Source organism: Streptomyces sp. NPDC015127, from assembly GCF_043080095.1.
Lineage (GTDB): Bacteria > Actinomycetota > Actinomycetes > Streptomycetales > Streptomycetaceae > Streptomyces.
The window spans coordinates 42,690-68,471 of sequence record NZ_JBIBVE010000009.1 but is presented as its reverse complement, the minus strand read 5'-3'; the positions used below and the strand labels follow the sequence as shown (position 1 = coordinate 68,471).

Genomic DNA, 25,782 nt, shown 5'->3' with positions numbered 1-25,782 from the left:
CGGTTGACGCATGACGAGCATCGGTGGTGCCGAGATGGTCGACTGGAACCTCGCCGTGGCGACCGCGACCCGCTTCGTGCGGCCCGGTCCCGACGTGAGCCGGGACGAGGCACGCGCCGTCGTCGCCGAGCTGCGCCGGCACGCCAAGGCGTCCGAGGAGCATGTGCGCGGCTTCACCCGGATGATCCCGGCGGGCTCGCAGCCGCAGGACACCCCGGTCCTCGTCGTGGACCGGGCCGGCTGGATCAAGGCGAACGTCGCGGGCTTCCGCGAGCTGCTGCGCCCCCTGCTGGAGAAGATGCAGGAACGCCGCTCGGGCACCCCGGGCGGCGCGGTGCTGGGCGCGGTCGGCGGCAAGGTGACGGGCGTTGAGCTCGGGATGCTGCTGTCGTTCCTCGCCTCGCGGGTCCTCGGGCAGTACGAGACCTTCGCCCCGGCCACCCGCGATCTGCCGGCCGGCGACCCGGCCGACCCGGACGGCAACGGCGGCGGCAGGCTCCTGCTCGTCGCGCCCAACATCGTCCACGTCGAGCGCGAGCTCGAGGTCGACCCGCACGACTTCCGGCTGTGGGTCTGCCTCCACGAGGAGACCCACCGCACCCAGTTCACCGGCGTGCCGTGGCTGCGGGACCATCTCGAGGGCGAGATCCAGTCATTCCTCGGCGAGACCGAGATGGATCCGATGACGGTGCTCGAACGGTTCCGGGAGGCCGCGCAGTCCCTTGTCGGGGCCCGCCCCGAGGGCGAGGACGACGAGGGCGGCCACTCCATCGTCGAACTGGTCCAGACGCCCGCCCAGCGCGAGATCCTCGGCCGGCTGACCGCCGTCATGTCCCTGCTGGAGGGCCACGCGGACTACGTGATGGACGGCGTCGGACCGGATGTGGTGCCGTCCGTGACCGAGATCCGGGAGAAGTTCCAGCAGCGCAGGGCCCGTGGCGCGAGCCGCCTCGACGTCGCGCTGCGCAAGCTGCTCGGCCTGGACGCGAAGCTGCGGCAGTACCGCGACGGCGAGCGCTTTGTGCGTTCGGTGGTGGATCAGGTGGGAATGGACGGCTTCAACCGGGTCTGGACGTCCCCGAACACGCTCCCGACCAAAGCGGAGATCGCCAAACCGGCGGACTGGGTCGCGCGGGTGCACCGCAAGGCCGAAGGAGCACCGTAGAGCAGGGTCGTGAACGACGGTTCCATGACGGCAGAAGAGCGCCCCTCCAATCACCCATCCGAGGGACCCTGGGCGTTCGGCAGGCGTGCAATGCTCGGGTATTGGCTCGGTTCTGTCACCATCGACGCACTCTGAGTGACTGATCTCCCGTCGCTCTCGTTCCCCTCGGACCGAGACACCCCTCCCGAACTTTCACGAAGGGCACCGGACATGGGTCCCCATCCTGCGGTCGCGGCGATACGCCTGGCGGTCCGCCGCGAACTCCACGAAATCCTCAATCGGCACGCCGAGCACGCCGAGCACATCGACACCCCCGAAGCCGCCGCCCGCGCCACGCGAGAGCGCCCGCTCGTCCTCGTCGCCTGCTCCGGCGGCGCCGACTCCATGGCGCTCGCCTCCGCCCTCGCCTTCGAGGCCCCCAAACTCTCCGTCCGCGCCGGTGGCATCACCATCGACCACGGCCTCCAGGACGGTTCCGCGCAGCGCGCCGCCGAAGTCGCCGCCCGCCTCACCGCCATGAACCTCGACCCCGTCGAGGCCGTCGCCGTGCGCGTCGGCCGCGCGGGCGGGCCCGAGGCCGCCGCCCGCGACGCCCGCTACGCCGCACTCGACGAGGCCGCGCAGCGCCTCGGCGCCTCGGCCGTGCTGCTCGGCCACACCCGTGACGACCAAGCCGAAACCGTTTTGCTCGGTCTCGCCCGCGGCTCCGGCATCCGCTCGCTGTCCGGGATGGCCGCCGTCTCGGGGACGGACGGCCGCTACCGCCGCCCCTTCCTCCAGATCGACCGCCAGACCGCGCGCAAGGCCTGCATGGTCCAGTCGCTGCCCGTCTGGGACGACCCGCACAACGCCGACCCGGCCTACACCCGCTCCCGCCTGCGCCACGAGGGCCTGCCCGCCCTGGAGAAGGCGCTCGGCAAAGGCGTCGTCGAGGCCCTGGCCCGTACCGCTCGGCTCTCCCGCGACGACGCCGACGCCCTCGACAGCTGGGCCGCCGACGCGGCCGCCCGCGTCCGGGACGAGACCGGCGACCTGGAGTGCGCCAAGCTCTTCGCCCTGCCCGCCGCCGTACGGCGCCGGGTGCTGCGCCGGGCGGTCATCGAGGCCGGTGCGCCCGCCGGTTCCCTGTTCGCCCGACACGTCGAAGAGGTCGACCGGCTGATCACCGGATGGCGCGGTCAGCGGGCCATCAATCTGCCCGGCCGGGTCGAGGCGCGCCGGCAGGGTGGCAGACTGGTCATTCGGCAAGGCTGAACCGCCGAGACAGAAAGCGACGCGGGTGAACGAGAAGGACATGGGCAGCGACCTTCAGTCGGTGCTCATCACCAAGGAAGAGATCGACGCCAAGCTCGTGGAGCTTGCCGCGAAGATCGACGCGGAGTACGCGGGCAAGGACCTGCTCATCGTCGGTGTCCTCAAGGGCGCCGTGATGGTGATGGCGGACCTGGCGCGTGCGCTCGCCACCCCTGTCACGATGGACTGGATGGCGGTGTCCTCGTACGGCGCGGGCACGCAGTCGTCCGGCGTCGTCCGGATCCTCAAGGACCTGGACACCGACATCAAGGGCAAGCACGTCCTGATCGTCGAGGACATCATCGACTCGGGCCTGACCCTGTCGTGGCTGCTGACCAACCTCGGCTCGCGCGAGCCGGCCTCCCTGGAGGTCTGCACGCTGCTGAGGAAGCCGGACGCCGCGAAGGTCGCGATCGACGTGAAGTGGATCGGCTTCGACATCCCGAACGAGTTCGTCGTCGGATACGGCCTGGATTACGCGGAGAAGTACCGCAATCTCCCCTTCGTCGGCACGCTTGCGCCGCACGTATACGGGGGCTGAAGCACCGGCGCGCCGGGGAACCCAGCCCGCCTTTCCGCCGTTGGAGCAAGGGAAGGCGGTCCCCGGCGACAATGCTGAGGTACCGTCCGAAGAACAGTTGTCTTTTCCCATAGCAGTCTCATAGCAAGTCCCCACAGCAGCATTTACCTACGGGCAGGAGGGACGGAGCGGGTTCGCTCCGTATGGATGGACGTGAAGCGATACTTCCGTGGGCCGGTCATGTGGATCGTGCTGGCCGTCCTCGCCGTGGTCGTGCTGATGCAGGTCGTCGGCTCGTCCGGCGGCTACAAGACGGTTGACACCGGCGAGGTCGTCCAGGCGATCGACAAGAACCAGGTCAAGCAGGCAAAGCTGACCACTGGCGACGAGCAGATCATCAAGATCGAGCTCAAGCAGGGTCAGAAGGTCGACGGCGGCACCAAGGTGCAGGCCAGCTACATCGGCACCCAGGGCGCCGACCTGGCCGACAAGCTGCAGGAGAAGTTCGAGGCCGGTGAGATCGAGAAGGGCTACACGGTCTCGCCGTCGAAGCAGAGCCCGTTCGTCTCGGTGCTGCTCTCGCTCCTGCCCTTCGTCCTGATCGTCGTGGTCTTCCTCTTCCTGATGAACCAGATGCAGGGCGGCGGCTCCCGAGTCATGAACTTCGGGAAGTCCAAGGCCAAGCTCATCACCAAGGACACCCCCAAGACGACCTTCGCCGATGTGGCCGGGTCCGACGAGGCGGTCGAGGAGCTCCACGAGATCAAGGAGTTCCTCCAGGAGCCCGCCAAGTTCCAGGCCGTCGGCGCCAAGATCCCCAAGGGTGTGCTGCTCTACGGCCCGCCCGGCACCGGCAAGACCCTGCTCGCGCGCGCCGTCGCCGGCGAGGCGGGCGTCCCGTTCTACTCGATCTCCGGTTCCGACTTCGTCGAGATGTTCGTCGGTGTCGGTGCCTCCCGAGTCCGTGACCTGTTCGAGCAGGCCAAGGCGAACGCCCCGGCGATCGTCTTCGTCGACGAGATCGACGCCGTCGGCCGGCACCGCGGCGCGGGCCTCGGCGGCGGCCACGACGAGCGCGAGCAGACGCTGAACCAGCTGCTCGTCGAGATGGACGGCTTCGACGTGAAGGGCGGCGTGATCCTGATCGCCGCCACCAACCGACCCGACATCCTCGACCCGGCACTGCTGCGCCCGGGCCGCTTCGACCGGCAGATCGCCGTCGACCGCCCGGACATGCAGGGCCGTCTGGAGATCCTCAAGGTCCACCAGAAGGGCAAGCCGGTCGCCCCGGACGTCGACCTGGGCGCCGTCGCCCGGCGCACGCCCGGCTTCACCGGTGCCGATCTCTCCAACGTGCTGAACGAGGCGGCACTCCTGACCGCCCGCAGCGACAAGAAGCTGATCGACAACCACTCCCTGGACGAGGCGATCGACCGCGTCGTGGCGGGCCCGCAGAAGCGGACCCGGATCATGTCCGACAAGGAGAAGAAGATCACCGCGTACCACGAGGGCGGACACGCCCTGGTCGCGGCGGCCTCACCGAACTCCGACCCGGTCCACAAGATCACGATCCTCTCCCGCGGCCGGGCCCTCGGCTACACGATGGTCCTGCCGGACGAGGACAAGTACTCGACCACGCGCAACGAGATGCTCGACCAGCTGGCGTACATGCTGGGCGGCCGCGCGGCCGAGGAGCTCGTCTTCCACGACCCGACCACGGGCGCGGCGAACGACATCGAGAAGGCGACGGCCACGGCCCGCGCGATGGTCACGCAGTACGGCATGACCGAGCGGCTCGGCGCGATCAAGTTCGGCGGCGACAACACCGAGCCCTTCCTGGGCCGGGAGATGGCGCACCAGCGCGACTACTCGGAAGAGGTCGCGGCGCTCGTCGACGAAGAGGTCAAGAAGCTCATCGAGACCGCGCACAACGAGGCCTGGGAGATCCTCGTCGAGAACCGCGACGTCCTCGACAACCTGGTCCTCCACCTGCTGGAGAAGGAGACCCTCGGCAAGGAGGAGATCGCGGAGATCTTCGCCCCGATCGTGAAGCGTCCGGCCCGCCCGGCGTGGACCGGCTCCTCCCGCCGTACGCCCTCCACCCGTCCGCCGGTGCTCTCCCCCAAGGAGCTCGCCCTGACGAACGGTGCGAACGGCAGCACGCCGACGGTGGCGGACGTCACCAAGGCGGCCCCGAGCGAGCCCGTCGAGGCGGTCCCCGAGGAGCGCCCCGAGGCCTGAGCCCCCGGGCTCGCAGCCGCCCCGGAATGAATGCCGCGCCCCCCAGGTTTTAGCCTGGGGGGCGCGGCATTTTGGCCATGTCCGCGGCCCGAGCAACAGGAACGAGGCACAGATGACCGACCCGGTGACGCTGGACGGCGAGCGTATGATCGCCGAGTTCGACGAGAAGCGGGCGGAGAACGCCGTACGCGAGCTGCTGCTGGCGGTGGGCGAGGACCCGGACCGCGAGGGCTTGCGCGAGACGCCGGCACGGGTGGCGCGGGCGTACAAGGAGATCTTCGCCGGGCTGTGGCAGCAGCCGGAGGACGTCCTGACGACGACGTTCGACATCGGCCACGACGAGATGGTCCTCGTCAAGGACATCGAGGTGTACTCGACCTGTGAGCACCACCTGGTGCCCTTCCGGGGCGTGGCGCACGTCGGCTACATCCCCTCGACCACCGGGAAGATCACCGGGCTGTCGAAGCTGGCCCGGCTGGTGGACGTCTATGCCCGCCGTCCGCAGGTCCAGGAGCGGATGACCTCGCAGATAGCCGACTCGCTGATGGAGATCCTGGAGCCGCGCGGGGTGATCGTGGTCGTCGAGTGCGAGCACATGTGCATGTCGATGCGCGGGATCCGCAAGCCCGGAGCCAAGACCATCACCTCGGCGGTGCGTGGTCAGCTGCGGGACGCGGCGACCCGCAACGAGGCGATGAGCCTGATCATGGCGCACTGACCTGACGCCGATCCGGTACGGGGGCGACTCCGATCCCGATCCCGTCCCACATGGTGGAAACCGCCAATGTTCTGCATCAACTCCCGGTCGCATCATGGGAGTTGATGTCAGTATCGCGGTCATGACCGAACGACTGCTGCCCACCCGCAGGCTCGGGGGGCTCGAGGTGTCCGCGCTCGGCTTCGGCGCGATGGTCCTGTCCCCCGGGGTGTACGGCGAGATCGACGACGAGCGCGGCGAGCGGGCGCTGCTCGCCGCCGTCGACGCCGGCGCCACCTTCTTCGACACGTCCGACGGCTACGGCGCCGACGGGCACAACGAGCGGCTCCTCGGCAGGGCGCTGCGCGGGCGCCGTGACGAAGTGGCCATCGCCACCAAGTTCGGCTTCCGGCTCCCCGAGGGTGTCGAGCCGCACCCGTTCCCGGTCGGCTTCGCCTTCGGTGAGCTGGCCGTCAACGCCGATCCCCGGCATGTCCGCGGCTATGCCGAGGCCAGTCTGCGCGGCCTGGCCACGGACCGTATCGATCTGTACTACCCGCACTTCCCCGACCCCGAGGTGCCGCTGGAGGACACCGTCGGGGCCGTGGCCGAGCTGATCAGGGACGGGCTCGTTCTGCATCTCGGGCTCTCCAACGTGACCGCCGCGCAACTGCGCGCCGCGCACGCCGTGCACCCGGTGGCGGCGGTGCAGACCGAGTGGTCCATGTGGCGTCCGGTCGATCCGGAGCTGCTGGCCGCCGCGCGGGAGCTCGGCGTGGGCATCGTGCCCTGGTCGCCGCTCGGCAGCGGCTTCCTCAGCGGTGCGGTCAGCGAGGTGAAGGAGGGCGACTTCCGGCAGAACGCGCCGCGGTTCGACGCCGCCAACCTCAAGGCGAACAACGACCGGTTCGCACCGGTACGGGGCATCGCGGCCGAACTGGAGCTCACCCCGGCGCAGCTGGCGCTGGCGTGGCTGCTGCACCAGGACGAGCACGTCGTGCCGATCCCGGGCAGCCGGACGCCCGCGCACATCGAGGAGAACCTGGCCGCGGGCCAGGTGAAGCTGTCGCAGGAGGTGCTGGACCGGCTGGCAGGCATCCTGGCGGCCACGGAGGTCGCGGGCGGCACGCTGCTGTGAGCCGGCGGGCCCCCGGCCGGGCCGCGCGACTCGCGCGCCCCGGCCGGGGGCCCGTGGCACGTCACACCGCGCGGGCCGCCGGGTTGTTGTCGTCGTCCCCGTCCTCGGGGAGCTTGCAGACGCGCTCCAGGAAGATCGCGGCCGCGATCACCCCGATGCCCGCGACGACCGAGAACCCGGCGTAGATCGCCTGGTCCCGGCGGGCGGGGACGTCGAGCGAGCCGAGCAGGAACACGCCCGTGCCGCCGTACATCCCGCTCACCAGCGCCACGACCAGCGCGCTCGCCTGGCCGAAGACCACGGCGCGCGCCGCCATCAGCGGCTCGACGCCCTTGGCGCCCGGGCGGCGCTCGCGCTGCGCCTTCAGCCGGGCGCGCAGCGACAGGGCCGTGGCGGCGAGGATCGCGGCGATCGCCGTGAGCACGATGGGTGCGGCCAGCGGCACACTCGGCAGCGTGCCCAGCGAGTCCCACAGACGGGCGCCGCCCCAGGAGAGGACTCCTGCCGCGGCGAAGAGTCCGGCCAGCACACCGAGCCGTAGTTGCTTCACCGCAAAGAGCCGCCCTTCAGCTGTCGTGTCGTACGGGCATCCCGTACGCGCGTCGTCGGGCGACGGTGAGGTCGCCGAGATCGTCCCGTACGAGCCTAACGACTACTCGGGCAGACGCAGTTCCAGGTCGGCCCGGGGCTGGACGCCCTCGACGCCGACGCCCGCCAGCAGCTCGGCGACCGCGCCGCGGCCCGGCAGCTGGGCCTCGGGCTGGACGTCGTGCCACGGGGCGAGCACGAAGGCGCGCTGGTGGGCGCGCGGGTGGGGGAGGGTGAGGACCGGGTCGTCGGAGACGACGTCCGCGTACGCCACGATGTCGACGTCGATCGTGCGCGGGCCCCAGCGCTCGTCGCGGACGCGGTCGAACGCCTCCTCGATGGCCTGACCGCGCTCCAGGAGCGAGGACGGCGGCAGCGTCGTCTTGATCACGACCACCGCGTTGAAATAGGAGGGCTGGCTCCCGGGCTCGACGCCCCACGGCTCCGTCTCGTACACCGGGGAGACCGCCTTGACCCGCAGGCCGGGGGTGTCCTCGAGGGCGTCGATCGCGCCCTGGAGGGTCTCCAGGCGGTTGCCCAGGTTGGAGCCGAGGGAGATCACCGCCTGTTTGGGATTGGACAGGGTGACGTCGGCGGCGTCCACCTGCGCCACCACGGACGTGGGCACCGGCTGCACGGTCGGGTCGCCATGTACGGGGCGCCGCGAAGCGGCTCCTTGGGGGGCGGTGGTCGGGTGGCGGGTGGGCCTGGTCATACTCGGCTCCGGGTGATCGTGATGGTCACGTCGTCGAAGGGCACCGTGATCGGGGCGTCCGGCTTGTGTACCACCACCTCGACCTCCTCGACGCCGTCGTGCTTCAGGCACTGCTGGGCGATGCGCTCGGCCAGCGTCTCGATCAGGTCGACGGGCTCGCCTTCGACGACCGCGACGACCTCCTCCGCCACCACGCCGTAGTGCACGGTCTTCGCCAGGTCGTCGTCGGCCGCCGCCGGGCGGGTGTCCAGGCCGAGCACCAGGTCGACGATGAAGGTCTGGCCCTCCTCCCGCTCCCGGGGAAAGACGCCATGGTGCCCGCGGGCCTTGAGGCCGCGCAGCGCGACACGATCCACGCGAATCACTCCTGCTTTCTGTACTAGCGGGATGCGGGCTCCGGCCACGTGCGGATGGCGCGGTACCCGCAATCGAATCTACCTGCGAGCACCGACACGACGTGCCCACGGGGGGCCGGGGGTACCGCGCGGGCTGGGGTAGCCGCGTATACCCGGGGGAGGCAGCCATGAACCTCCTGTGGGGCGCTTACCCACTTACGAGGGGCTGTCCTCGTCCTCTTCGCCCTCGGTTTCCGTCAGTACGGGGGAACCGTGATGTGACCAGATCTTCCAACCGTCGGATGTGCGACGGAACACATTCGTGGCGACGACCAGCTGGCCGACGAGCGGCCCGAGCTCGCCCGCCTCCTCGGCGGGGCCGCCGCTGAGGATGTTCTCGGTGCAGGTGACGAGCGCCGTGTCGCCGGCCACGCTCACCTTCACATCGGTGAGGAAGAACTGGATGTACTCGGTGTTCGCCATGATCAGCGCGTACGAGCGCAGGACCTCGCCGCGGCCCGAGAGCACCGGCCAGCCCGGGTGGACGCACGAGATGTCCTCGTCCATCCAGAGCGTGGACAGCAGCTCGAAGTCGCCCCGCTCCATCGCCTCGTAGAAGGCGGTGTTGGCCTTCTCGACCCGCTCCGTGTCGGTAGCGCTCACCGGGCGCCCTCGACGGCGCGTGCGACGCGCACGGCGTCGGCCGTGGCCCGCACCTCGTGGACCCGTACGGCCCAGGCGCCCTCGTGGGCGGCGATGGCGGAGACGGCGGCGGTGGCCGCGTCGCGTTCCCTGGCCGGCGGGGCGGCGCCCTCCTTGGCGAGCACCCGGCCGAGGAACCGCTTGCGGGAGGCGGCGACCAGGACAGGGCGGCCGAGGGCCCGCAGCTCGTCGAGGTGGGCGACGAGGGCGAGGTCGTGCTCGGCCATCTTGGCGAAGCCGAGGCCGGGGTCGACGACAATGCGCTCGGGCGCGATGCCGCCCGCGACGACCGCCTCCATGCGGGCGCGCAGCTCGGCGACGACCTCGCCGACGACGTCGCCGTACACCGCGCGGCTGTTCATGTCCTCGCTGAAGCCGCGCCAGTGCATGACCACGAAGGGGGCGCCGGTGTCGGCGACGGCCGGGATCATGCGGGGGTCGGCGAGACCACCGCTGACGTCGTTGACCAGGACCGCTCCGGCGGCGATCGCCTGCTCGGCGACGGAGGCGCGCATGGTGTCGACGGAGACGACCACGCCCTCCGCGGCGAGCCCGCGGACGACCGGGACGACCCGGCGCAGCTCCTCGGCCTCGTCGACCCGGGTGGCGCCGGGCCGGGTGGATTCGCCGCCGACGTCGACGAGGTCGGCGCCCTCGGCGACCAGATCCAGACCGCGCTTGATCGCGGCCGTGGTGTCGAACCAGCGGCCTCCGTCGGAGAAGGAGTCGGGCGTCACATTGACCACACCCATGACCGCACAGCGATCCCACTCCGGCAGGCCGTCGGCCGTACCCCGTCCGCGCAACGTACTCATGTGGCCAGCCTAGGGCCTGCCCACGGGATCGTGACCGGCACCGGCCGGGGCGCCCCTCCCCGGCGCCCCAGGGCCCCTCCCCGGCGCCCCCGGCGCGGGCGCGTCCCGCGCGGGCGGGCCTCGCCGGCCGAGGTGCCGTCGTGGGCCGGGACCCGTGCGGCCGTGCCCGTTGCCGGACGGGCGTGGTCGGAGGGCGCCCCGCGCGGGCACCCCGCGCGGAGTGCGGTCAGGCCGCGCGGACCTCGGGGTGGTCGGTGGGGCGGGGGAGGTGGGCGCAGGGGAGCGGCTCGCGGGTCGGGCGGCGGCGGGCGAAGGGACGGGGCAGCGAGAGGTTGACGAAGCCTTCCGCCTGCATCGCGGCGAAGCCGATCCGGGGCAGGTCGCGGGTGCTGCGGAAGACGACGAACCGCGGCTCCCAGCGCGGGCGGAACTTGGCGTTGAACTTGTACAGCGACTCGATCTGGAACCAGCGGGAGAGGAACACGAGCAGCCCGCGCCACAGCCGCAGCACCGGGCCGGCGCCGATCTTCTCGCCGCGGGCGAGCGCCGAGCGGAACATCGCGAAGTTGAGCGAGACCCGCTCGATGCCGAGGGCGGGGGCGGCCTGGAGGGCGGCGACGATGAGCAGCTCGTTCATGCCGGGATCGGCGGAGCGGTCGCGGCGCATCAGCTCCAGGGACATGCCGTCGTCGCCCCAGGGGACGAAGTGGATGATCGCCTTCAGGTCGCCGTACGGGGTGTCGTCCCCGGCCTTGTGGGCGGTGGCGATCACGGCGTCGCCGTCCGCCGGGTCGCCGATCCGGCCGAGCGCCATCGAGAAGCCGCGCTCGGTGTCGGTGCCCCGCCAGTCGGCCGCGGCCCGGCGGATCCGTTCCAGCTCGTCGTCGGTGAGGTCACGGGCGCGCCGTACGCGGGTCTCGTAGCCGTTGCGCTCGATGCGCTTGACCATCTGGCGTACGTTCCGCATCGCGCGCCCGGTCAGGGAGAAATCCGCGACGTCCACCACCGCCTCGTCCCCGAGTTCCAGCGCGTCGAGGCCGGTCTCGCGGGTCCAGACCTCGCCTCCGGTCTCCGAGCAGCCCATGACGGCCGGGGTCCAGGAGTGGGCCCTGGCCTCGTCCATGAAGCGCTCGATGGCGCCCGGCCACGCCTCGACGTCGCCGATCGGGTCGCCGCTGGCGAGCATGACGCCGGAGACGACGCGGTAGCAGACCGCGGCCTTGCCGCTGGGCGAGAACACGACGCCCTTGTCGCGGCGGAGCGCGAAGTGGCCGAGCGAGTCGCGGCCGCCGTGCGCGGCGAGCAGGGCGCGCAGCCGGCGCTCGTCGTCGGCGGTGAGGCGGGCGGCGGGGTGTTCGGGCCGGAAGGCGAGGTAGATCGTGGTGACAGCGGTCAGCAAGCCGAGCGAGCCGAGCGAGTAGCCCACGGTCCACGGGACGTTGCCGGTCCAGTCGACGGGGCCCTCGAAGCCGACCAGCCCGTACATGACGTGCTCGATGCGGTCGGTGAGACCGGGGCTGCCGACGACCCGGCCCGGGTGGGCGCTGACGATCACCAGGCCGAGGCCGAGCGAACCGGCGCTCATCACGACGAAGTTGGCCAGTGCCCGCCAGCGGCTGCGGGGGTCGGGGAGGGCGGCGAACTCGGCCCGGTGGCGCAGCAGGAGCGCCAGCAGGCCCAGGGAGAGGAGGACGCCGACGACGGAGTGGCGGTAGACGAACTGGGCCACGGCCCCGGCGGGCAGCAGGACGACCGCGGCCCGCCAGGCGCGCCGTTTGTGGCGCTTGATGCCGTGCGCGAGCAGGAGCAGCAGGACTCCGGTGCTGAGCGAGAGCGCGGCGGCGAACGGGCCGAGGGCGCCGGGCAGCACCTCGGCGAGCGTGTGCATCCGGCTGTGCCGGAACCGCGGGAAGACTCCGGCCGCGATGTCGATCAGTCCGACGAGGGTGCAGGCCGAGCCGACGAGCGCGGGCACCGCCTCGGGGCGGGGGCCCCGCAGGACGCGGCGTACCCGGTGCATCGCCCGATGCGCCGCGGCCTGCGCCGTCCCTTGCGTCGCCCGATTCGGAACCAAAGCTGATTTGTCCCCATCTACCGTTGCAGACATCGCTTCCCGTGACTCCGGATGAGATCCTGCGTCCGGGCCTCAGGTCGGTCGGGCCCCGGACGATGTGCGCTCTCTAGGACGGCACTTCCAGGAGGCGGGTTCATCCGCAGCCGGGAAAATCTCGGCGAACCGGCCCCGGGCCGGGCGCGGATCACCGACGCCGGCCCGCAGCAGAAAGCGCACGCCACCCATGGGTCTGACCAGCAACAAAGTCCTTGCCACGGCCGTAGCCGCCGCCGTTGTGCTGTTCGTCGCCACCGTGTGGCTGTGGCCCCGGCTCGCCCGCAGGGGGCCGGGTCCGGTCGCCGGGCGGATCGGGCTGCTGCTCGCCACGCAGCTCTCGATCTTCGTCGCGGTCGCGCTCGCGGCCAACAACTCCTTCCTCTTCTACGGCTCCTGGGCCGACCTCTTCGGGCAGGAGCAGGAGATCGGTGTGGTGCAGGACCACACGGCGGGCAGCAGCATCAAGCTCGTCGAGAGGCGCGCGCCCGACGTGCCGGGCGGCTCGCGCGCGGTGACGGGCGGACAGATCCACAAGGTCGTCGTGGCCGGGGCGGTGTCGGGGATCGACAGCCCGGCGTACGTGTACCTGCCGCCGGAGTACTTCCAGGAGAAGTACCGGCACAGCACCTTCCCCGCGGCCGTCGTGCTCACCGGCTACCCGGGGACGGCCGAGAACCTGTTCAAGGGCCTCAAGTACCCTTCGACGGCGCACCGGCTGGCCGCGCAGGGCCGGATGCAGCCGATGATCCTGGTGATGCTGCGGCCGACCGTCGCGCCGCCGAGGGACACCGAGTGCGTGGACGTGCCGGGCGGGCCGAAGACGGAGACGTTCTTCGCGAAGGACCTGCCGAAGGCGGTCTCGGAGACCTACCGGGTCGGCACGGCTCCGCGGAACTGGGGCTTCATCGGCAATTCCACGGGCGGCTACTGCGCCCTGAAGATCGCCCTGCACCATCCGGGGCAGTTCGCGGCGGGCGCCGGACTGTCCGCGTACTACAAGGCCGCCGAGGACCCGACGACGGGCGACCTCTTCCACGGCGACAACCGGGCCCGGCAGCGGGCGAACCTGCTGTGGAGCCTGGACCATCTGCCGCAGGGCAGGTCGTCGTTCCTGGTCACGACGTCCCGGCAGGGGGAGGGCAATCTGAAGGGGACCCGGGACTTCATCGAGAAGGTGAAGGCGCCCGCGCGGGTGTCGTCGATCGTGCTCGACAGCGGCGGGCACAACTTCACCACGTGGCGGCGTGAGATCCCGCCGGCCCTGGAGTGGCTGAGCGGCCGGCTCAGCGCGACGTGACCCCTGCGCGGCGCTCCCGGGGCGCGCCCGCCGCCGTCAGGGCTTGTCCACGGACAGGGACGCCGGAACCGTGCCGATCGACTCCAGGGCGACGTCGGCCCGCGCGATGTCGTGGGCGTCCGCGTCGATCGAGCGGCGCAGCGCCTCGTGCAGCCGGGCCGGGGTCAGCACCCCGAGGAACCGGCCCGTCTCCTCCTTGTCGATCACCGCGATCCAGCCCGCGTCGTGCTGGAGCATGGTGGCGAACGCCTGCTTGAGCGAGGCGCCGACCGGTAGCCACGCCTCCATACGGCGGGCGTGCTCGCCCACCGAACCGCTGCGCCGCGCCTGTTCTGCGGAGATCCAGCCGTGCAGATTGTCCTCCCCGTCCAGGACCACGGCCCAGCGCGAGCCGAGTTCGCGGGGCAGGGGGTCGTCGAGGTGCACCACCGGGGGCTGCTCCAGGTCGCCTTCCTCGATGGGCGTGACCGAGAGCCGCTTGAGCCCGCGGTCGGCCCCGACGAAGTCGGCCACGTAGTCGTTGGCGGGGGCGCCCAGCACGACGGCGGGAGCGTCGAACTGCTCGATCCTGCCCTGGCCGTAGACGGCGATACGGTCCCCGAGGCGCACGGCCTCCTCGATGTCGTGCGTGACGAACAGGACCGTCTTGCGCACCTGCGACTGGAGCCTGAGGAACTCGTTCTGGAGGTGCTCGCGCACCACCGGGTCGACCGCGCCGAAGGGCTCGTCCATCAGCAGCACGGGCGGGTCGGCGGCGAGCGCGCGGGCGACGCCGACGCGCTGGCGCTGGCCGCCGGACAGCTGCTCGGGGTAGCGGCCGCCGTAGACGGACGGGTCGAGGCCGACGAGGTCGAGCAGTTCGGCGGCGCGTGCACGGGCCTTGGCGCGGCCGGTTCCGAGGAGATGGGGAACGGTGGCCGTGTTGTCGAGGACGGTCCTGTGCGGGAAGAGGCCGACCTGCTGGATCACATAGCCGATACGGCGGCGCAGTGCGACGGGATCGACGGTGGAGATGTCCTGTCCGTCCACGAATATGCGCCCGCTGCTCGGTTCTATGAGGCGGTTGACCATCTTCATCGTGGTCGTCTTGCCGCACCCCGAGGGGCCCACGAGTGTCACCAGCTCGCCCTCGGCGACCTCGAAGGAGAGGTCGTCCACGGCGGTGGTGCCGTCCGCGTACCGCTTGGTGACATTGTCGAAACGGATCATGGCTCCCCATTGTGACGGCTGCTGTATGAAAGCCATGTTGCTGCAATGTGCCGGTCCTCGGCGATTGTCGGTGGCGGGAGTTAGGGTCGAAACCGTCGATCGTCAGACATGCGTTCGGCATGACGGGGGAGGCGGGGAGGGATGAGTACGGAACGGGCCGCGGGCAGCTGCCTCGCGGCGAACGACTGGTTCTGCGCGGAGTATCTGCGCAGCCGCAGCGGCGAGTTGACCGACGCGACGGTCCAGCACGTCTGGATCACCGTGGCCTCGGTGCTGATCGGCCTCGCGGTCGCGCTGCCCCTCGCGCTGCTCGTGCGCGCCCGGCCGCGCTTCGCCGGCCCGGTGCTCGGCCTGACGACCCTGCTCTACACGATCCCCTCGCTGGCGATGTTCTCGCTCCTGCTGCCCTTCTTCGGACTGTCCGCGGCACTGGTTGTGACGGGCCTCGTGCTCTACTCCCTCACCATCCTCGTGCGGAACATCCTGGCCGGGCTCCAGGCGGTGCCCGCCGAGGCACGTGAGGCCGCCCGGGGCATGGGCTACGGACCCGTCCGCCTGCTGTGGGAGGTCGAACTGCCCTTGGCCCTCCCTGCGTTGATGGCGGGGGTGCGCATAGCCACGGTGTCGACGATCGCGCTGACCACCGTCGGTGCCCTCGTCGGCAAGGGCGGCCTGGGCAACCTCATCGACGACGGGGTGCAGACCACCTTCAAGGCGCAGGTGCTGACCGCCTCCGTGCTGTGCGTGCTGCTGGCGGCGCTCGCCGACCTGCTGCTCCTCGGCGCCCAGCGGCTGCTCACCCCCTGGACCCGCATACGCACGGCGGAGGCGACGGCCTGATGGGAGTGCTGGCCGACGCGTGGACCTGGCTCGCCACCGGGTCCAACTGGTCGGGGGAGAGCGGCGCGTGGCACCGGCTCGGCGAGCATGTGTACGTCAGTGGCGTGGCGCTGGCCCTGGCCTGCCTGATCGCTCTGCCGGTCGCCCTGTGGCTGGGGCACATCGGCAAGGGCGGCGCCCTGGCGGTCAACATCTCGAATGCCGGCCGGGCGATCCCCGTCTTCGCCGTCCTCGCGCTCTTCATGCTCACGCCGCTGAGAAGCGCCGGCTATGTGCCGACGATCATCGCCCTGGTGCTGTTCGCCGTGCCCCCGCTGCTGACCAACGCGTACGTGGGGATGCGGGAGGTGGACCGGGCGGTGGTCGAGGCCGCGCGGGGGATGGGCATGTCGGGCGGCCAGCTCTTCGTCCGCGTGGAACTTCCCCTCGCCTACCCGCTGCTGATGACCGGGCTGCGGTCGGCCGCCGTCCAGGTGGTGGCCACGGCGACCATCGCGTCGATGGTCGGCCAGGGCGGTCTGGGCCGGATCATCACCGCCGGATTCAACACGTACAACACCCCGCAGGTCGTCGCGGGCGCGCTGCTCGCCGCCCTGCTCGCGCTCCTCGTGGAGGGGCTGCTGGTCGCCGCCGACCGGCTGCTGAACCCGCTGCGCAAGGCCGCGGTGCCGTCGGGCGGCTGACGCGGGGCGGAGCGGATGAACCCTTTTGTTCGATGTGTCGGTTGCAAGGACGGAGACCCTGATGAACAAGACCTCCCGCGTCGCGGGCGCGGTACTCGGTGTGGTGACGCTCGTGGGCTCTCTTGCCGCGTGCGGCGGTGACAGCCTGGAGAAGGAGAAGGGCGGCTCCGCCTCGGCCGGCGGATCCGGGGAGAAGGGCACGCTCGTCGTCGGTGCGGCGGCCTTCACCGAGTCCAAGGTGCTCGCCGAGCTCTATGCCCAGCTGCTCGCCGACGCCGGATACAAGACGTCGGTCACCACGGTGAAGAACCGCGAGCTGTACGAACCGTCCCTGGAGAAGGGCGAGATAGACGTCGTACCGGAATACGCCGCCACCGTCGCCGAATTCCTCAACGCGAAGGTGAACGGGCCGAAGGCGCCCGAGGAGAAGCCCGTCGCCTCCAGCGATGTCGACGCCACCGTCGCCGCGCTCACCAAGCTTGCCGAGCCGCGCGGACTGAAGGTCCTCGACGCGGGCAAGGCCGTCGACCAGAACGCGTTCGCGGTCTCCCGGGAATTCGCCGAGAAGAACAAGCTCAAGACGCTTTCGGATCTTGGTGAGTCGAAGCTGAAGGTGAAGATCGCGGCGGGCGACGAGTGCGAGGTCCGGCCCTTCTGCGCCCCCGGCCTGAAGAAGACGTACGGCATCGACGTCGCGGGCGTGGACCCCAAGGGCGTCGGTACGCCGCAGGCCAAGCAGGCGGTCAAGGACGGTGAGGACCAGCTCGTCCTGACCACCACCACCGACGCCACTCTGGAAAGCTTCGGACTCGTCCTGCTGGAGGACGACAAGAAGCTCCAGAACGCCGACAACGTCCTTCCGGTGGTCAATGCGCGGGACGCCGGCGACAAGGAGATAGCCGAAGTCCTCGGCAAGCTCACCGACGTGCTGACGACCGCGGATCTCGCCGAGTTGAACCGCACGGTGGATGCCGAGCGCGCGAAGCCCGAGGACGCGGCGAAGGAGTATCTCCGGTCCAAGGGGCTGATCGAGAAGTAGGGACGCACCGGCCCGGCGTTCTCGTCCAGAGATTTGCCGGGCCGACACCCCATAGGACCTCTACGCACGGTAAATTTCAGGCCATGCCACGTGGACGCCACCGCCATTCCCCACCCCTGCACAAGCTGCTGCCGCCCTCGGCCGTGGCCGGAGCGTCGGTTCTGTGCGCCTCCGGCGCGTGGTTCGTCGGGGACGCCGTCGTGCTGCGCACCCTGGTGGCGGCCGCCGCTGCCGCCGCGGTCACCGGCGCGGTCCTCATGCGCAGTTGGGACCGGAGCGCGGGCCGCCGGGTCGCGGAGCTCACGCGCGCCCGCTCCAGCGATCAGTGGAAGACCGAGGAGCGCATAGCCGAGCTCGAGGCGGACGTCGAGGAGTCGCGCGAGCTGCGCATCAAGCTCGACGCCAAGCTGCGCGCCAAGCGGGTCGAGCTCGCCGCGCTCCGCGGCGAACACGCCGCCCTGCTGCGGCGCTACGCGAACGCCGAGACGGAGCGGGCCAGCGCCCTGGAGGGCCGCAGGCAGCTCGCGATCGAGGCGGCCGCGCCCTCCAAGGCCCTGCCGCCGGCCGGTTCGACGCCCACCCCGGCCACGTTCCTGCGGGCCGCCAAGGCGCTGGAGGACCTGTCCCGCAACGCCGCGGCCCAGGAGGCCAGGCGTACCGTCGAGGAGGCCCGCGCCCGGGACCTGGCCGAGCGGTCCCAGGAGGCGGACGAACCGCAGGGGAAGCACGCGGCGGGCGCCGGGACCGGGCAGCACGCCCGTCCGGCGTCCGCCCTGCCCGCGCGCCGTCCCGTCCCCGCCGCATCGGCGATCGTCCCCTACGGCGCACAGCGTGCGCGTGCCAAGCGCCCCGAAGGCGGCTTCGACTTCTTCGGCACGGGCGCGGGCGCGGGAGCGGGTGCCGGCACGGGGACGGGCGCGAGCGCGGCCTCCGCGCCGGCGGACCCGCAGCCCGTACAGAAGGCGATCGAGGCGGTGCAGAACGAGGACCTCGCCGACGTGGTGGGCCAAGAGGCCCTGGCGGCCGTGCGCATGAAGGACACCCGCGCGATCGGCAAGGTCATCGACCTGACCGCGCACGACGAGACGGAGCAGCTGGACGTGGCCCAGCTGCGCAACGCCGTCTCGTAGGAACGCCCTGGCAGAAGGCGCAGCCGTTTTGCAGAACGCCTGGCAGAAGGCCGCTCGCGCGGAAGCACCCCGCGCAGGGCGGCCTTCCGCGACTACTTGTCGATGTCGCCGACGACGAAGAACAGTGAACCGAGGATCGCCACCATGTCGGCGACGAGCGTCCCCGGCAGCAGCACGGTCAGCGCCTGGATGTTGTTGTAGGACGCCGAGCGGAGCTTGAGCCGGTACGGGGTCTTCTCGCCCTTGGACACCAGGTAGTAGCCGTTGATGCCGAGCGGGTTCTCGGTCCAGGCGTAGGTGTGGCCCTCGGGTGCCTTCAGCACCTTGGGCAGCCGCTGGTTGATCGGGCCCGGCGGCAGTTCCGCGATGCGGTCGAGGCAGGCGTCGGCCAGGTCCAGCGCGTTGTGCGTCTGCTCCAGCAGCACCTCGAAACGGGCCAGGCAGTCGCCGTCGGCGCGGGTGACCACCGTGAGCGTGTCCTGGAGCTCCCCGTACGCGAGGTACGGCTCGTCCCGGCGCAGATCGAAGTCGACGCCCGACGCCCGGGCGATGGGCCCGCTGACCCCGTACGCGTGCACGGCCTCCGCCGACAGGACGCCCACACCGCGGGTACGGCCGCGGAAGATCTCGTTGCCGAGGACGAGGCGGTCGTAGATGTCCATCCGGGAGCGGACGTCCGCCACCGCGTGCCGGGCCCGGCCGAGCCAGCCGGCCGGAAGGTCCTCCTTGAGGCCGCCGACCCGGTTGAACATGTAGTGCATCCGGCCGCCGGAGACCTCCTCCATGACGGCCTGGAGCTCCTCGCGCTCGCGGAAGGCGTGGAACACCGGGGTGATTCCGCCCAGTTCGAGCGGATACGACCCGAGGAACATCAGGTGGTTGAGGACCCGGTTGAGCTCGGCGAGCAGTGTGCGGGTCCACACCGCGCGCTCCGGGACCTCCATGCCGAGCATGCGCTCGACGGCCATCACGACGCCGAGCTCGTTGGAGAAGGCGGAGAGCCAGTCGTGCCGGTTGGCCAGCACGACGATCTGGCGGTAGTCGCGCGCCTCGAAGAGCTTCTCGGCGCCGCGGTGCATGTAGCCGACGACCGGCTCCGCGTGCCGGATGCGCTCGCCGTCCAGCACGAGACGCAGCCGCAGCACACCGTGGGTGGAGGGATGCTGGGGACCGATGTTGAGCACCATGTCGGTGCTCTCCGCCGCTCCGCCGATGCCGACCGTGGTCTCCGTCATGGTCACCAGTCTGACAGAGGCCCCGCGAGCCGTTCCGGCCCGATCCGCTGCACCAGCCAGACGAAGTCGCCCAGGCCGCCCGTCGCCGTCAGCTCCGCCGCCTCGCCGGTCCGCGACAGGGCGCGGACGTACGCCGCCGGGTCGGACGACGCCAGGGACAGAGGCGGGCGTCCGGCCGTCACGCCCAGCCGGCGCAGGGCCTCGCGCTGCGTCAGCAGCTGTGCCCCGGGCGCCGCGGCGGCGCACGCGTCCAGCGCCACATGCGCCGTGACGTCGCAGCTGCCGTCCGGGACCGGGCGCACCTCCCGGCCGTCCCTGAACCCGGTCAGCGTGCCGAAGGGGGGCCTGGCGCCGGCCGTGTGCGCGTAGTCCACCGCCACGGCGAGGCCCGATGCCACCTGGCCGGCCGCCCGTGCCCACGCCTCGTCGCGCGGCCGGCCGATCTCCGCCCGGCAGCCCGGATCCGTCAGCGGCCACCAGCGGGCCAGCCACGCGGCGTCGGCGCCGTCGACTTCGTCGCCGAGCCGCTCCTCGCCCGCGGCGTCCACCAGAACCCTGCGCACCACGCCCCGGTCGTCGGCCTCGGCGACGTCCACGGGGACGTTGTCCAGCCACTCGTTGGCGAACAGCAGTCCGCGGATCCCTTCGGGGGGCGTGTCCGTCCACGCGATACGCGGATCGAGTCCTTCGGGCCGCGCCGCCCGCTCCACGGCACAGGCGCGCACCGGGTAGCCGGGCGGCAGCGCGGCCAGCACGCCCGTGAGCAGTTCGCCGCGGCCCGCCCCCATGTCCACGAGCGCGGGCTCGTCGATTCCGTACGCGGCCGCCACGTCGAGCAGCAGCCGGGCGACCGCCGAGGCGAACAGCGGGGAGGCGTGCACGGACGTACGGAAGTGCCCGGCCGGTCCCTCGGGCCGCAGGTAGAAGCCGTCCGGCCCGTACAGCGCGGCCTCGGTCGCGGCCCGCCACCCGCGCGGGCCGGAGCCCACGACAGGGGGCCCGGCAGAGGTTTCATACGTCACGCGCACCAGTCTCCACCTTGCGGAGTACGCCTCCGCCGACCGGATCGCCCCTCCGGTTGACTCCGGCACCTATCTCCCTTCCTTACGCTTGGTGACGTGCAGCGCCTCTACGACTTCCTCCGCAGACACCCGACGGGCGTCGACTGCTCCTGGGCCGTCGTGCTCTTCGGGTTCGCCATGTTGTGGGCGGTCCAGGACCCCGTCGGTACGGCGGCCCGCCTCACGGCGGTCGGGGTCGTGCTGGTGCTGAGCGTCGTGGTGGCGCTGCGCCGCCGTATGCCGGAGAAGATGCTGGTCCTCGCGGCGCTCACGGGCGTCGCGCAGCTGGTGCTGGACGTCGAGGTCAACCCGGCCGACTTCGCGATGATGGTCATCATCTACACGGTCGCCGCGCACGACGGTCCGCGCTGGGCCTCCCGGCTCGCCCTGGCCGGCGGCCTGTCGGCGGCCACGCTGGCGCAGATCCGGTGGCCCGCGGAGGAGCAGAGCGGCCTCGGCCGGATCTTCGTCACCGTGATCATGAGCCTGCCGTTCGCCCTCGCGTGGGTCCTCGGCGACTCGATACGCACCCGGCGCGCGTACTTCGCCCAGCTCGAAGAGCGGGCCACCCGGCTCGAGAAGGAGCGCGAGGCGCAGGCGAAGGTCGCGGTCGCGGCCGAACGCGCCCGTATCGCCCGCGAGCTCCACGACGTCGTCGCCCACAACGTCTCCGTCATGGTGGTCCAGGCGGACGGCGCCGCCTATGTACTGGACGCCGCGCCCGACCAGGCCAAGCAGGCGCTGGAGACCATCTCCAGCACCGGCCGGCAGGCGCTCGCGGAGATGCGGCGGCTGCTCGGCGTGCTGCGCACCGGGGACGCCCCGGAGAGCGGCGAGTACGTCCCGCAGCCCGACGTCGAGCAGATCGAGGAGCTGGTCGAGCAGGTCCGCGGCTCCGGACTGACCGTCGACTTCAGGATCGAGGGCACCCCGCGGCCGCTGCCGAGCGGCGTCGAGCTCACCGCGTACCGCATCGTTCAGGAAGCCCTCACCAACACCCGTAAGCACGGCGGCCCGGAGGCCGGCGCCAGCGTGCGGCTCGTCTACTTCGACGACGGACTCGGCCTGCTCGTCGAGGACGACGGGCGCGGCTCGTCGCACGAGCTGTACGAGGACGGCGGCGCGGACGGCCGCGGCCACGGACTGATCGGCATGCGCGAGCGCGTCGGTATGGTCGGCGGCACGCTGGACGCGGGGCCGCGCCCGGGCGGCGGTTTCCGGATCAGTGCTCTGCTGCCGCTCAAGCCCGCCCACTAGGACTCTCGACCACCGCAGCCCCTCCAGCCCTCCTACAGACCGAGGATGCCGACCGTGATGCCCATCCGAGTGATGCTCGTCGACGACCAGGTGCTCCTGCGCACCGGATTCCGCATGGTGCTCGCCGCCCAGCCGGACATGGAGGTCGTCGCCGAGGCCGGGGACGGCGCGGAGGCGATCGAGAACCTGCGCTCCACCGCGGTGGACGTCGTGCTGATGGACGTCCGCATGCCGCGCCTCGACGGCGTCGAGGCGACCCGCCGCATCTGCGCCGAGCCGGACGCACCGAAGGTGCTGATCCTGACCACCTTCGACCTCGACGAGTACGCCTTCTCCGGACTCAAGGCCGGTGCCAGCGGCTTCATGCTCAAGGACGTGCCGCCCGGCGAACTGCTCGGCGCCATCCGCTCCGTGCACAGCGGCGACGCGGTCGTCGCGCCGTCCACCACGCGGCGGCTGCTGGACCGGTTCTCGCCGATGCTGCCGAGCACCGGCGCGGAGCCGCAGCACAAGGAGATCCAGCGGCTCACCGAGCGCGAGCGCGAGGTCATGATGCTCGTCGCGCAGGGCATGTCGAACGGCGAGATCGCCGCCCGGCTGGTGCTCTCCGAGGCCACCGTGAAGACCCATGTGGGCCGGATCCTGACCAAGCTCGGCCTGCGCGACCGGGTCCAGGTCGTGGTGCTCGCCTACGAGACGGGGCTCGTGCGCGCGGGCGGCGGCGGACAGGTCTGAGCGCCGTGCCGCTGTGGATCAACGGGCCGCTGAGGGACCGGCTGCGCAAGGCGTGGACGGGCGTGCGGCACATCCGCTTCGGCTGATCCGGCTGATCCGGCCGATCTAGCGCAGCACGGTCTCCAGGAAGTCGCTGCCGAGGCGGGCCACCGCCGGTACGTCAAGCTGGTGCAGCACGTAACGACCGCGCCTGCGGGTGGAGATGAGCCCCGCCTTCTTCAGCACGGCGAGGTGCCGGGACACCTCGGGCGCCGTGATGCCGAAGCCGTCCGCGAGTTCGCTCGTCGTGTACGCGGCCCGCGCGAGGTTGCGGCACAGCCGCATCCGCATGGGGTGGGCCAGGGCCTCCATGCGCAGCTTGAGCAGCTCGACGGAGGCCGGGCCCGGCAGATCCGGGGCGCCGACGGGATAGTGGACGACCGGCCGCCAGCCCGGGGCGTGCAGCACCATCAGATGCGGCCAGCCGAAGCTGGACGGCAGGAAGGTGAGGCCCCCGCCCACCGCCGGGTCGACGGCGGTCGTCCGGCCGTCCGCCAGCTTGTCCGCGCTGATCCTCCCCCGCGCCTCGTCCAGCGTCAGGGCCGGGGAGACGGCGTGCAGCGCCTCGGCGAGACCCTTGCGGCGCAGCACCTCGGTCTTGTGGCGGGCGTCGGCCGCGAGCTGCGGGGAGACGCGGCGCCAGGTGTCGGCGAAGAACGCCTCGTCGCAGTCCTCCAGCAGCCGCCGCAACCAGGCCCGCATGGAGACGGGGTCGTCCAGCAGCCGCCGGGTGAAGTCGAGCTGGCGCGGCCCCCGGGTGGCGGCGAGGTCGAGCGCGCGCTCGCGGCGGGCCGGATCGGTGAGCGGGGAGGGGGCGCCGGTCCCGTACGTGGAGGCGCAGGTGAACTCCAGGGCCGAGGCGACGAAGCGCTCGTCGTCCAGCCGGTCGAGCAGGTCCAGTTCCTCGGCGACGGTCGCGCCGGTACGGCCGGCGCCGCCGGGCAGCCCCGCGAAGGGCATGAACACGTCCGAGAACGTGGACCGCCACAGGAAGTCGGCGTCGTGCAGCCGGTCGGCGAGATCGGGCTTGAGCGAGGCGGCGGTCGCGGTGGCCCAGCCGTGCAGCCCGGGATGGTGGCCGGGCTCGGCGAGCGCGTGCAGCGCCACGCCCAGCTCGGCGAGGGGGGAGATCTCGAAGACGATGCGTTCGGCGGGCAGCCCCGCGATGTCGATGGTCACGCTCACGCACCCATGGTGCGCTGCCCGCGGGCGTGTCCCGCGCCGTTTGACGGGGCTCGTCAATCGGCGCGACGCGGGCCGGGGCCCGGACGCAGCGTGAAGCCATGAACGCGATGCACCAGCACATGATCGACAACTACCGCGCCGCCGTGCACGGCGATCAGGCCCCGCCCCAGCCGGGCCGCCACGACTGGCAGGTGATCCGCGAGGTCGCCGACTACCGGCGGTTCCGACGAGTGGTGGCGGCCCGTCCCGCGGCCGGGCCCCTGCGCCGCGCACTCGCCACGGTGCGTGCCGCGCTGCGGGGGGACCGCCGCCCGCGGACGGCCGGCGCGCGCCCGGCGGGCCGGGGGCGCCCCGCGGGCTGCGGCTGAGGGGCGTGGTGGCCTGCCGGGGCTCACGGCCGCACCGCGGATACGGGCCGCACCGGGGATACGGGCCGCACCGGGGATACGGGCCGCACCGGGGATACGGGTGGCGGCGCTGCGGCGGTCACGGGCGGATGCGCGCCGTCACCCCACCCTGCGGGCGAACTCCGCCGTCGCCTCCCGCACGTCGTCCGCCGTCCACGCGAGGCCCTCCGACGACACGGTCATCTCCGTCACCGAGACCCCCGGCGGACAGCCCTCCGAGAACCAGCGGCGGAAGAGCGTCACCCCCGTCTCCTCCGACTGCGCCAGCGCCGCCTCGTTCAGTACGTCCGTCTCGTACGGCAGCCACACCTGGAACTGGTGCGTGTGCGGGACCTGCGGATGGACGCGCGACCACGGGACGCCCGCCGCGCCGAGCGCGTCCGTCAGCGCCGCGGCGACCACCTTCGCGTGGGCGACGTACGACGGCAGCCGCGGCAGCTCCCGCTCCAGGCCGATCAGGGCCGACAGTACCGCCGGGTACTGCTGGAACAGCTGCCCGCCGTACCGGTGGCGCCAGGCGCGTGCCTCGTCCGCGAGCGACTCGGGCCCCGCCAGCACGGCACCCGCCAGGCCGCCCAGGGACTTGTAGAAGGACACGTACACGCTGTCCGCGAGCGCCGCGATCTCGTCCAGCGGGCGGCCGAAGTGCGGGGCGCATTCCCACAGGCGCGCGCCGTCGACGTGCACCACCGCATCACGTGCCCGGGCAGCCTCGACGGCGGCCACCAGGTCGTCCCACGACGGCAGGACGAAACCGGCGTCCCGCAGCGGCAGTTCCAGCATCAGGGTGCCGAAGGGCTCGTCGCACTCGGCCACCTCGTCGGCCGTAGGCAGCCGGGGCAGTTTCGTCGGATGGATCGTGCGCAGGCCGCTGACCACGGAGAGCGCCGAGCGCTCGTGCACCTCGGGATGCGCCTGCGGATGCAGCGCGACCGTCGGGTTGCCGATGCGGCCCGCCCAGCAGCGCAGGGCCACCTGCTGCGCCATCGTCCCGGTCGGGAAGTACACCGCCGCCGGGAGGCCAAGGAGGTCGGCCGTGCGCCGCTCCAGCTCCTCGACGATCCCGTCGCCGTACAGGTCGGCCGGCTCGTCGAGGTCGTACACGGCGGCGGCACCCGAGGCCAGAGCCGCGAGGCCGTCGCGCATGCGCAGTTCGGCGGAGGTCCGCCACAGCACGCGCTCCGACGTACGCCACGCGGCGAGTCTGCGCCGCCGTTCACTGTGCTCGTCGTGCCCGCTCGTATCCGTCACGGTCCGATCATCGCCCACAGCCTGTGGACAACTGCGGGGGCGGTGGAAACGCTGGCGTAGCATCGTGACGAGAAATCGTCCGGTACCCCCCGCGG

Annotated in this window: 25 protein-coding genes; 14 read left to right on the top strand and 11 right to left on the bottom strand. The window is 71.8% G+C overall.

Annotation, left to right across the window (positions count from 1 at the left end; translation table 11 throughout):
• Positions 1-10: 10 nt before the first annotated feature.
• From ACF08N_RS18965 to ACF08N_RS18940, 6 genes are all read left to right on the top strand, one after another.
• Complete coding sequence (locus tag ACF08N_RS18965; RefSeq protein ID WP_392325769.1) at positions 11-1,165, top strand: zinc-dependent metalloprotease; 1,155 nt, start codon at positions 11-13, stop codon at positions 1,163-1,165.
• Positions 1,166-1,375: 210 nt separating this feature from the next.
• Positions 1,376-2,419, top strand: coding sequence for a tRNA lysidine(34) synthetase TilS (gene tilS / locus ACF08N_RS18960; RefSeq protein WP_392325768.1), 1,044 nt, complete (start codon positions 1,376-1,378; stop codon positions 2,417-2,419).
• A 40-nt stretch (positions 2,420-2,459) separates the two neighbouring features.
• Positions 2,460-2,999 carry a hypoxanthine phosphoribosyltransferase gene (gene hpt, locus ACF08N_RS18955; RefSeq protein WP_392326004.1) on the top strand — a complete coding sequence of 180 codons (540 nt, stop codon included), beginning with the start codon at positions 2,460-2,462 and terminating at the stop codon, positions 2,997-2,999.
• A 186-nt stretch (positions 3,000-3,185) separates the two neighbouring features.
• Entirely contained in the window at positions 3,186-5,219 is a 2,034-nt protein-coding gene (gene ftsH / locus ACF08N_RS18950; protein ID WP_392325767.1) for an ATP-dependent zinc metalloprotease FtsH, read from the top strand.
• Between the two features lie 112 nt (positions 5,220-5,331).
• Positions 5,332-5,937 carry a GTP cyclohydrolase I FolE gene (gene folE, locus ACF08N_RS18945; protein ID WP_392325766.1) on the top strand — a complete coding sequence of 202 codons (606 nt, stop codon included), beginning with the start codon at positions 5,332-5,334 and terminating at the stop codon, positions 5,935-5,937.
• 121 nt (positions 5,938-6,058) lie between these two features.
• Positions 6,059-7,054: an aldo/keto reductase gene (locus tag ACF08N_RS18940; protein ID WP_392325765.1), complete on the top strand. Its 996-nt coding sequence runs from the start codon at positions 6,059-6,061 to the stop codon at positions 7,052-7,054.
• A 61-nt stretch (positions 7,055-7,115) separates the two neighbouring features.
• Here the strand turns inward: ACF08N_RS18940 and ACF08N_RS18935 are convergent, their stop codons facing one another.
• The 6 genes from ACF08N_RS18935 to ACF08N_RS18910 form a co-directional block, all read right to left on the bottom strand.
• Positions 7,116-7,604 (bottom strand): DUF3180 domain-containing protein, encoded by a 489-nt coding sequence (locus tag ACF08N_RS18935; protein ID WP_392325764.1) that lies wholly within the window; start codon positions 7,602-7,604, stop codon positions 7,116-7,118.
• A 102-nt stretch (positions 7,605-7,706) separates the two neighbouring features.
• On the bottom strand, positions 7,707-8,357 hold the full coding sequence (gene folK / locus ACF08N_RS18930) for a 2-amino-4-hydroxy-6-hydroxymethyldihydropteridine diphosphokinase (protein ID WP_392325763.1): 651 nt from the start codon (positions 8,355-8,357) through the stop codon (positions 7,707-7,709).
• The gene (gene folB / locus ACF08N_RS18925) at positions 8,354-8,713 is read right to left on the bottom strand and encodes a dihydroneopterin aldolase (RefSeq protein ID WP_177149541.1); all 360 of its coding nucleotides are present in this window, start codon (positions 8,711-8,713) and stop codon (positions 8,354-8,356) included. Before folB ends, folK begins: the two co-directional genes overlap by 4 nt.
• A 195-nt stretch (positions 8,714-8,908) precedes the next feature.
• Entirely contained in the window at positions 8,909-9,355 is a 447-nt protein-coding gene (locus ACF08N_RS18920) for a nuclear transport factor 2 family protein (protein WP_392325762.1), read from the bottom strand.
• A complete protein-coding gene (gene folP, locus ACF08N_RS18915; protein ID WP_392325761.1) occupies positions 9,352-10,209 on the bottom strand; it encodes a dihydropteroate synthase in 858 nt (285 codons plus the stop codon). The genes ACF08N_RS18920 and folP overlap by 4 nt, the downstream gene beginning before the upstream one ends.
• 226 nt (positions 10,210-10,435) lie before the next feature.
• Complete coding sequence (locus ACF08N_RS18910; RefSeq protein ID WP_392325760.1) at positions 10,436-12,316, bottom strand: phosphatidylglycerol lysyltransferase domain-containing protein; 1,881 nt, start codon at positions 12,314-12,316, stop codon at positions 10,436-10,438.
• 190 nt (positions 12,317-12,506) lie between these two features.
• On the opposite strand from ACF08N_RS18910, the gene ACF08N_RS18905 reads away from it, so the two are divergent.
• Positions 12,507-13,616: an alpha/beta hydrolase gene (locus ACF08N_RS18905; RefSeq protein WP_392325759.1), complete on the top strand. Its 1,110-nt coding sequence runs from the start codon at positions 12,507-12,509 to the stop codon at positions 13,614-13,616.
• A 36-nt stretch (positions 13,617-13,652) separates the two neighbouring features.
• Here ACF08N_RS18905 and ACF08N_RS18900 read toward each other — a convergent pair whose 3' ends face one another.
• Entirely contained in the window at positions 13,653-14,825 is a 1,173-nt protein-coding gene (locus ACF08N_RS18900; protein WP_392325758.1) for an ABC transporter ATP-binding protein, read from the bottom strand.
• Positions 14,826-14,966: 141 nt separating this feature from the next.
• Here ACF08N_RS18900 and ACF08N_RS18895 point away from each other — a divergent pair, with 141 nt between their 5' ends.
• The 4 genes from ACF08N_RS18895 to ACF08N_RS18880 all read left to right on the top strand — a co-directional run bounded on the left by ACF08N_RS18895 (position 14,967) and on the right by ACF08N_RS18880 (position 18,517).
• Entirely contained in the window at positions 14,967-15,665 is a 699-nt protein-coding gene (locus ACF08N_RS18895; protein WP_392325757.1) for an ABC transporter permease, read from the top strand.
• A complete protein-coding gene (locus tag ACF08N_RS18890) occupies positions 15,665-16,348 on the top strand; it encodes an ABC transporter permease (RefSeq protein ID WP_392325756.1) in 684 nt (227 codons plus the stop codon). Before ACF08N_RS18895 ends, ACF08N_RS18890 begins: the two co-directional genes overlap by 1 nt.
• 61 nt (positions 16,349-16,409) lie before the next feature.
• Positions 16,410-17,387 carry a glycine betaine ABC transporter substrate-binding protein gene (locus ACF08N_RS18885; protein ID WP_392325755.1) on the top strand — a complete coding sequence of 326 codons (978 nt, stop codon included), beginning with the start codon at positions 16,410-16,412 and terminating at the stop codon, positions 17,385-17,387.
• Positions 17,388-17,470: 83 nt separating this feature from the next.
• Complete coding sequence (locus ACF08N_RS18880; RefSeq protein ID WP_392325754.1) at positions 17,471-18,517, top strand: hypothetical protein; 1,047 nt, start codon at positions 17,471-17,473, stop codon at positions 18,515-18,517.
• Positions 18,518-18,609: 92 nt separating this feature from the next.
• On the opposite strand, the gene ACF08N_RS18875 is transcribed toward ACF08N_RS18880, so the two are convergent.
• Both ACF08N_RS18875 and ACF08N_RS18870 read right to left on the bottom strand, forming a co-directional pair.
• Entirely contained in the window at positions 18,610-19,752 is a 1,143-nt protein-coding gene (locus tag ACF08N_RS18875) for an NADH-quinone oxidoreductase subunit D (protein WP_392325753.1), read from the bottom strand.
• A gap of 2 nt (positions 19,753-19,754) precedes the next feature.
• On the bottom strand, positions 19,755-20,774 hold the full coding sequence (locus tag ACF08N_RS18870) for an SAM-dependent methyltransferase (RefSeq protein ID WP_392325752.1): 1,020 nt from the start codon (positions 20,772-20,774) through the stop codon (positions 19,755-19,757).
• Between the two features lie 96 nt (positions 20,775-20,870).
• On the opposite strand from ACF08N_RS18870, the gene ACF08N_RS18865 reads away from it, so the two are divergent.
• Positions 20,871-22,070 carry a sensor histidine kinase gene (locus ACF08N_RS18865; protein ID WP_392325751.1) on the top strand — a complete coding sequence of 400 codons (1,200 nt, stop codon included), beginning with the start codon at positions 20,871-20,873 and terminating at the stop codon, positions 22,068-22,070.
• A 57-nt stretch (positions 22,071-22,127) separates the two neighbouring features.
• Positions 22,128-22,805 (top strand): response regulator, encoded by a 678-nt coding sequence (locus ACF08N_RS18860; protein ID WP_392325750.1) that lies wholly within the window; start codon positions 22,128-22,130, stop codon positions 22,803-22,805.
• A 105-nt stretch (positions 22,806-22,910) separates the two neighbouring features.
• Here the strand turns inward: ACF08N_RS18860 and ACF08N_RS18855 are convergent, their stop codons facing one another.
• Entirely contained in the window at positions 22,911-24,023 is a 1,113-nt protein-coding gene (locus ACF08N_RS18855) for a DUF5937 family protein (RefSeq protein WP_392326003.1), read from the bottom strand.
• 104 nt (positions 24,024-24,127) lie between these two features.
• Here ACF08N_RS18855 and ACF08N_RS18850 point away from each other — a divergent pair, with 104 nt between their 5' ends.
• A complete protein-coding gene (locus ACF08N_RS18850) occupies positions 24,128-24,397 on the top strand; it encodes a hypothetical protein (RefSeq protein ID WP_392325749.1) in 270 nt (89 codons plus the stop codon).
• Between the two features lie 138 nt (positions 24,398-24,535).
• Here the strand turns inward: ACF08N_RS18850 and ACF08N_RS18845 are convergent, their stop codons facing one another.
• Complete coding sequence (locus ACF08N_RS18845) at positions 24,536-25,687, bottom strand: threonine aldolase family protein (protein ID WP_392325748.1); 1,152 nt, start codon at positions 25,685-25,687, stop codon at positions 24,536-24,538.
• Positions 25,688-25,782 lie beyond the last annotated feature (95 nt).

What these genes read in the sequence shown, in the direction of transcription:
- ftsH (WP_392325767.1), top strand. Translation starts at nt 3,186, where the DNA reads ATGGACGTGAAGCGATACTTCCGTGGGCCGGTCATGTGGATCGTGCTG.
- folE (WP_392325766.1), top strand. Translation starts at nt 5,332, where the DNA reads ATGACCGACCCGGTGACGCTGGACGGCGAGCGTATGATCGCCGAGTTC.
- folP (WP_392325761.1), bottom strand. Translation starts at nt 10,209, where the DNA reads ATGAGTACGTTGCGCGGACGGGGTACGGCCGACGGCCTGCCGGAGTGG.
- ACF08N_RS18885 (WP_392325755.1), top strand. Translation starts at nt 16,410, where the DNA reads ATGAACAAGACCTCCCGCGTCGCGGGCGCGGTACTCGGTGTGGTGACG.
- ACF08N_RS18895 (WP_392325757.1), top strand. Translation starts at nt 14,967, where the DNA reads ATGAGTACGGAACGGGCCGCGGGCAGCTGCCTCGCGGCGAACGACTGG.
- ACF08N_RS18860 (WP_392325750.1), top strand. Translation starts at nt 22,128, where the DNA reads ATGCCCATCCGAGTGATGCTCGTCGACGACCAGGTGCTCCTGCGCACC.
- ACF08N_RS18890 (WP_392325756.1), top strand. Translation starts at nt 15,665, where the DNA reads ATGGGAGTGCTGGCCGACGCGTGGACCTGGCTCGCCACCGGGTCCAAC.
- ACF08N_RS18905 (WP_392325759.1), top strand. Translation starts at nt 12,507, where the DNA reads ATGGGTCTGACCAGCAACAAAGTCCTTGCCACGGCCGTAGCCGCCGCC.
- tilS (WP_392325768.1), top strand. Translation starts at nt 1,376, where the DNA reads ATGGGTCCCCATCCTGCGGTCGCGGCGATACGCCTGGCGGTCCGCCGC.
- ACF08N_RS18875 (WP_392325753.1), bottom strand. Translation starts at nt 19,752, where the DNA reads ATGACGGAGACCACGGTCGGCATCGGCGGAGCGGCGGAGAGCACCGAC.
- ACF08N_RS18910 (WP_392325760.1), bottom strand. Translation starts at nt 12,316, where the DNA reads ATGTCTGCAACGGTAGATGGGGACAAATCAGCTTTGGTTCCGAATCGG.
- ACF08N_RS18880 (WP_392325754.1), top strand. Translation starts at nt 17,471, where the DNA reads ATGCCACGTGGACGCCACCGCCATTCCCCACCCCTGCACAAGCTGCTG.
- ACF08N_RS18850 (WP_392325749.1), top strand. Translation starts at nt 24,128, where the DNA reads ATGAACGCGATGCACCAGCACATGATCGACAACTACCGCGCCGCCGTG.
- ACF08N_RS18900 (WP_392325758.1), bottom strand. Translation starts at nt 14,825, where the DNA reads ATGATCCGTTTCGACAATGTCACCAAGCGGTACGCGGACGGCACCACC.
- folK (WP_392325763.1), bottom strand. Translation starts at nt 8,357, where the DNA reads ATGACCAGGCCCACCCGCCACCCGACCACCGCCCCCCAAGGAGCCGCT.
- ACF08N_RS18940 (WP_392325765.1), top strand. Translation starts at nt 6,059, where the DNA reads ATGACCGAACGACTGCTGCCCACCCGCAGGCTCGGGGGGCTCGAGGTG.
- hpt (WP_392326004.1), top strand. Translation starts at nt 2,460, where the DNA reads ATGGGCAGCGACCTTCAGTCGGTGCTCATCACCAAGGAAGAGATCGAC.
- ACF08N_RS18965 (WP_392325769.1), top strand. Translation starts at nt 11, where the DNA reads ATGACGAGCATCGGTGGTGCCGAGATGGTCGACTGGAACCTCGCCGTG.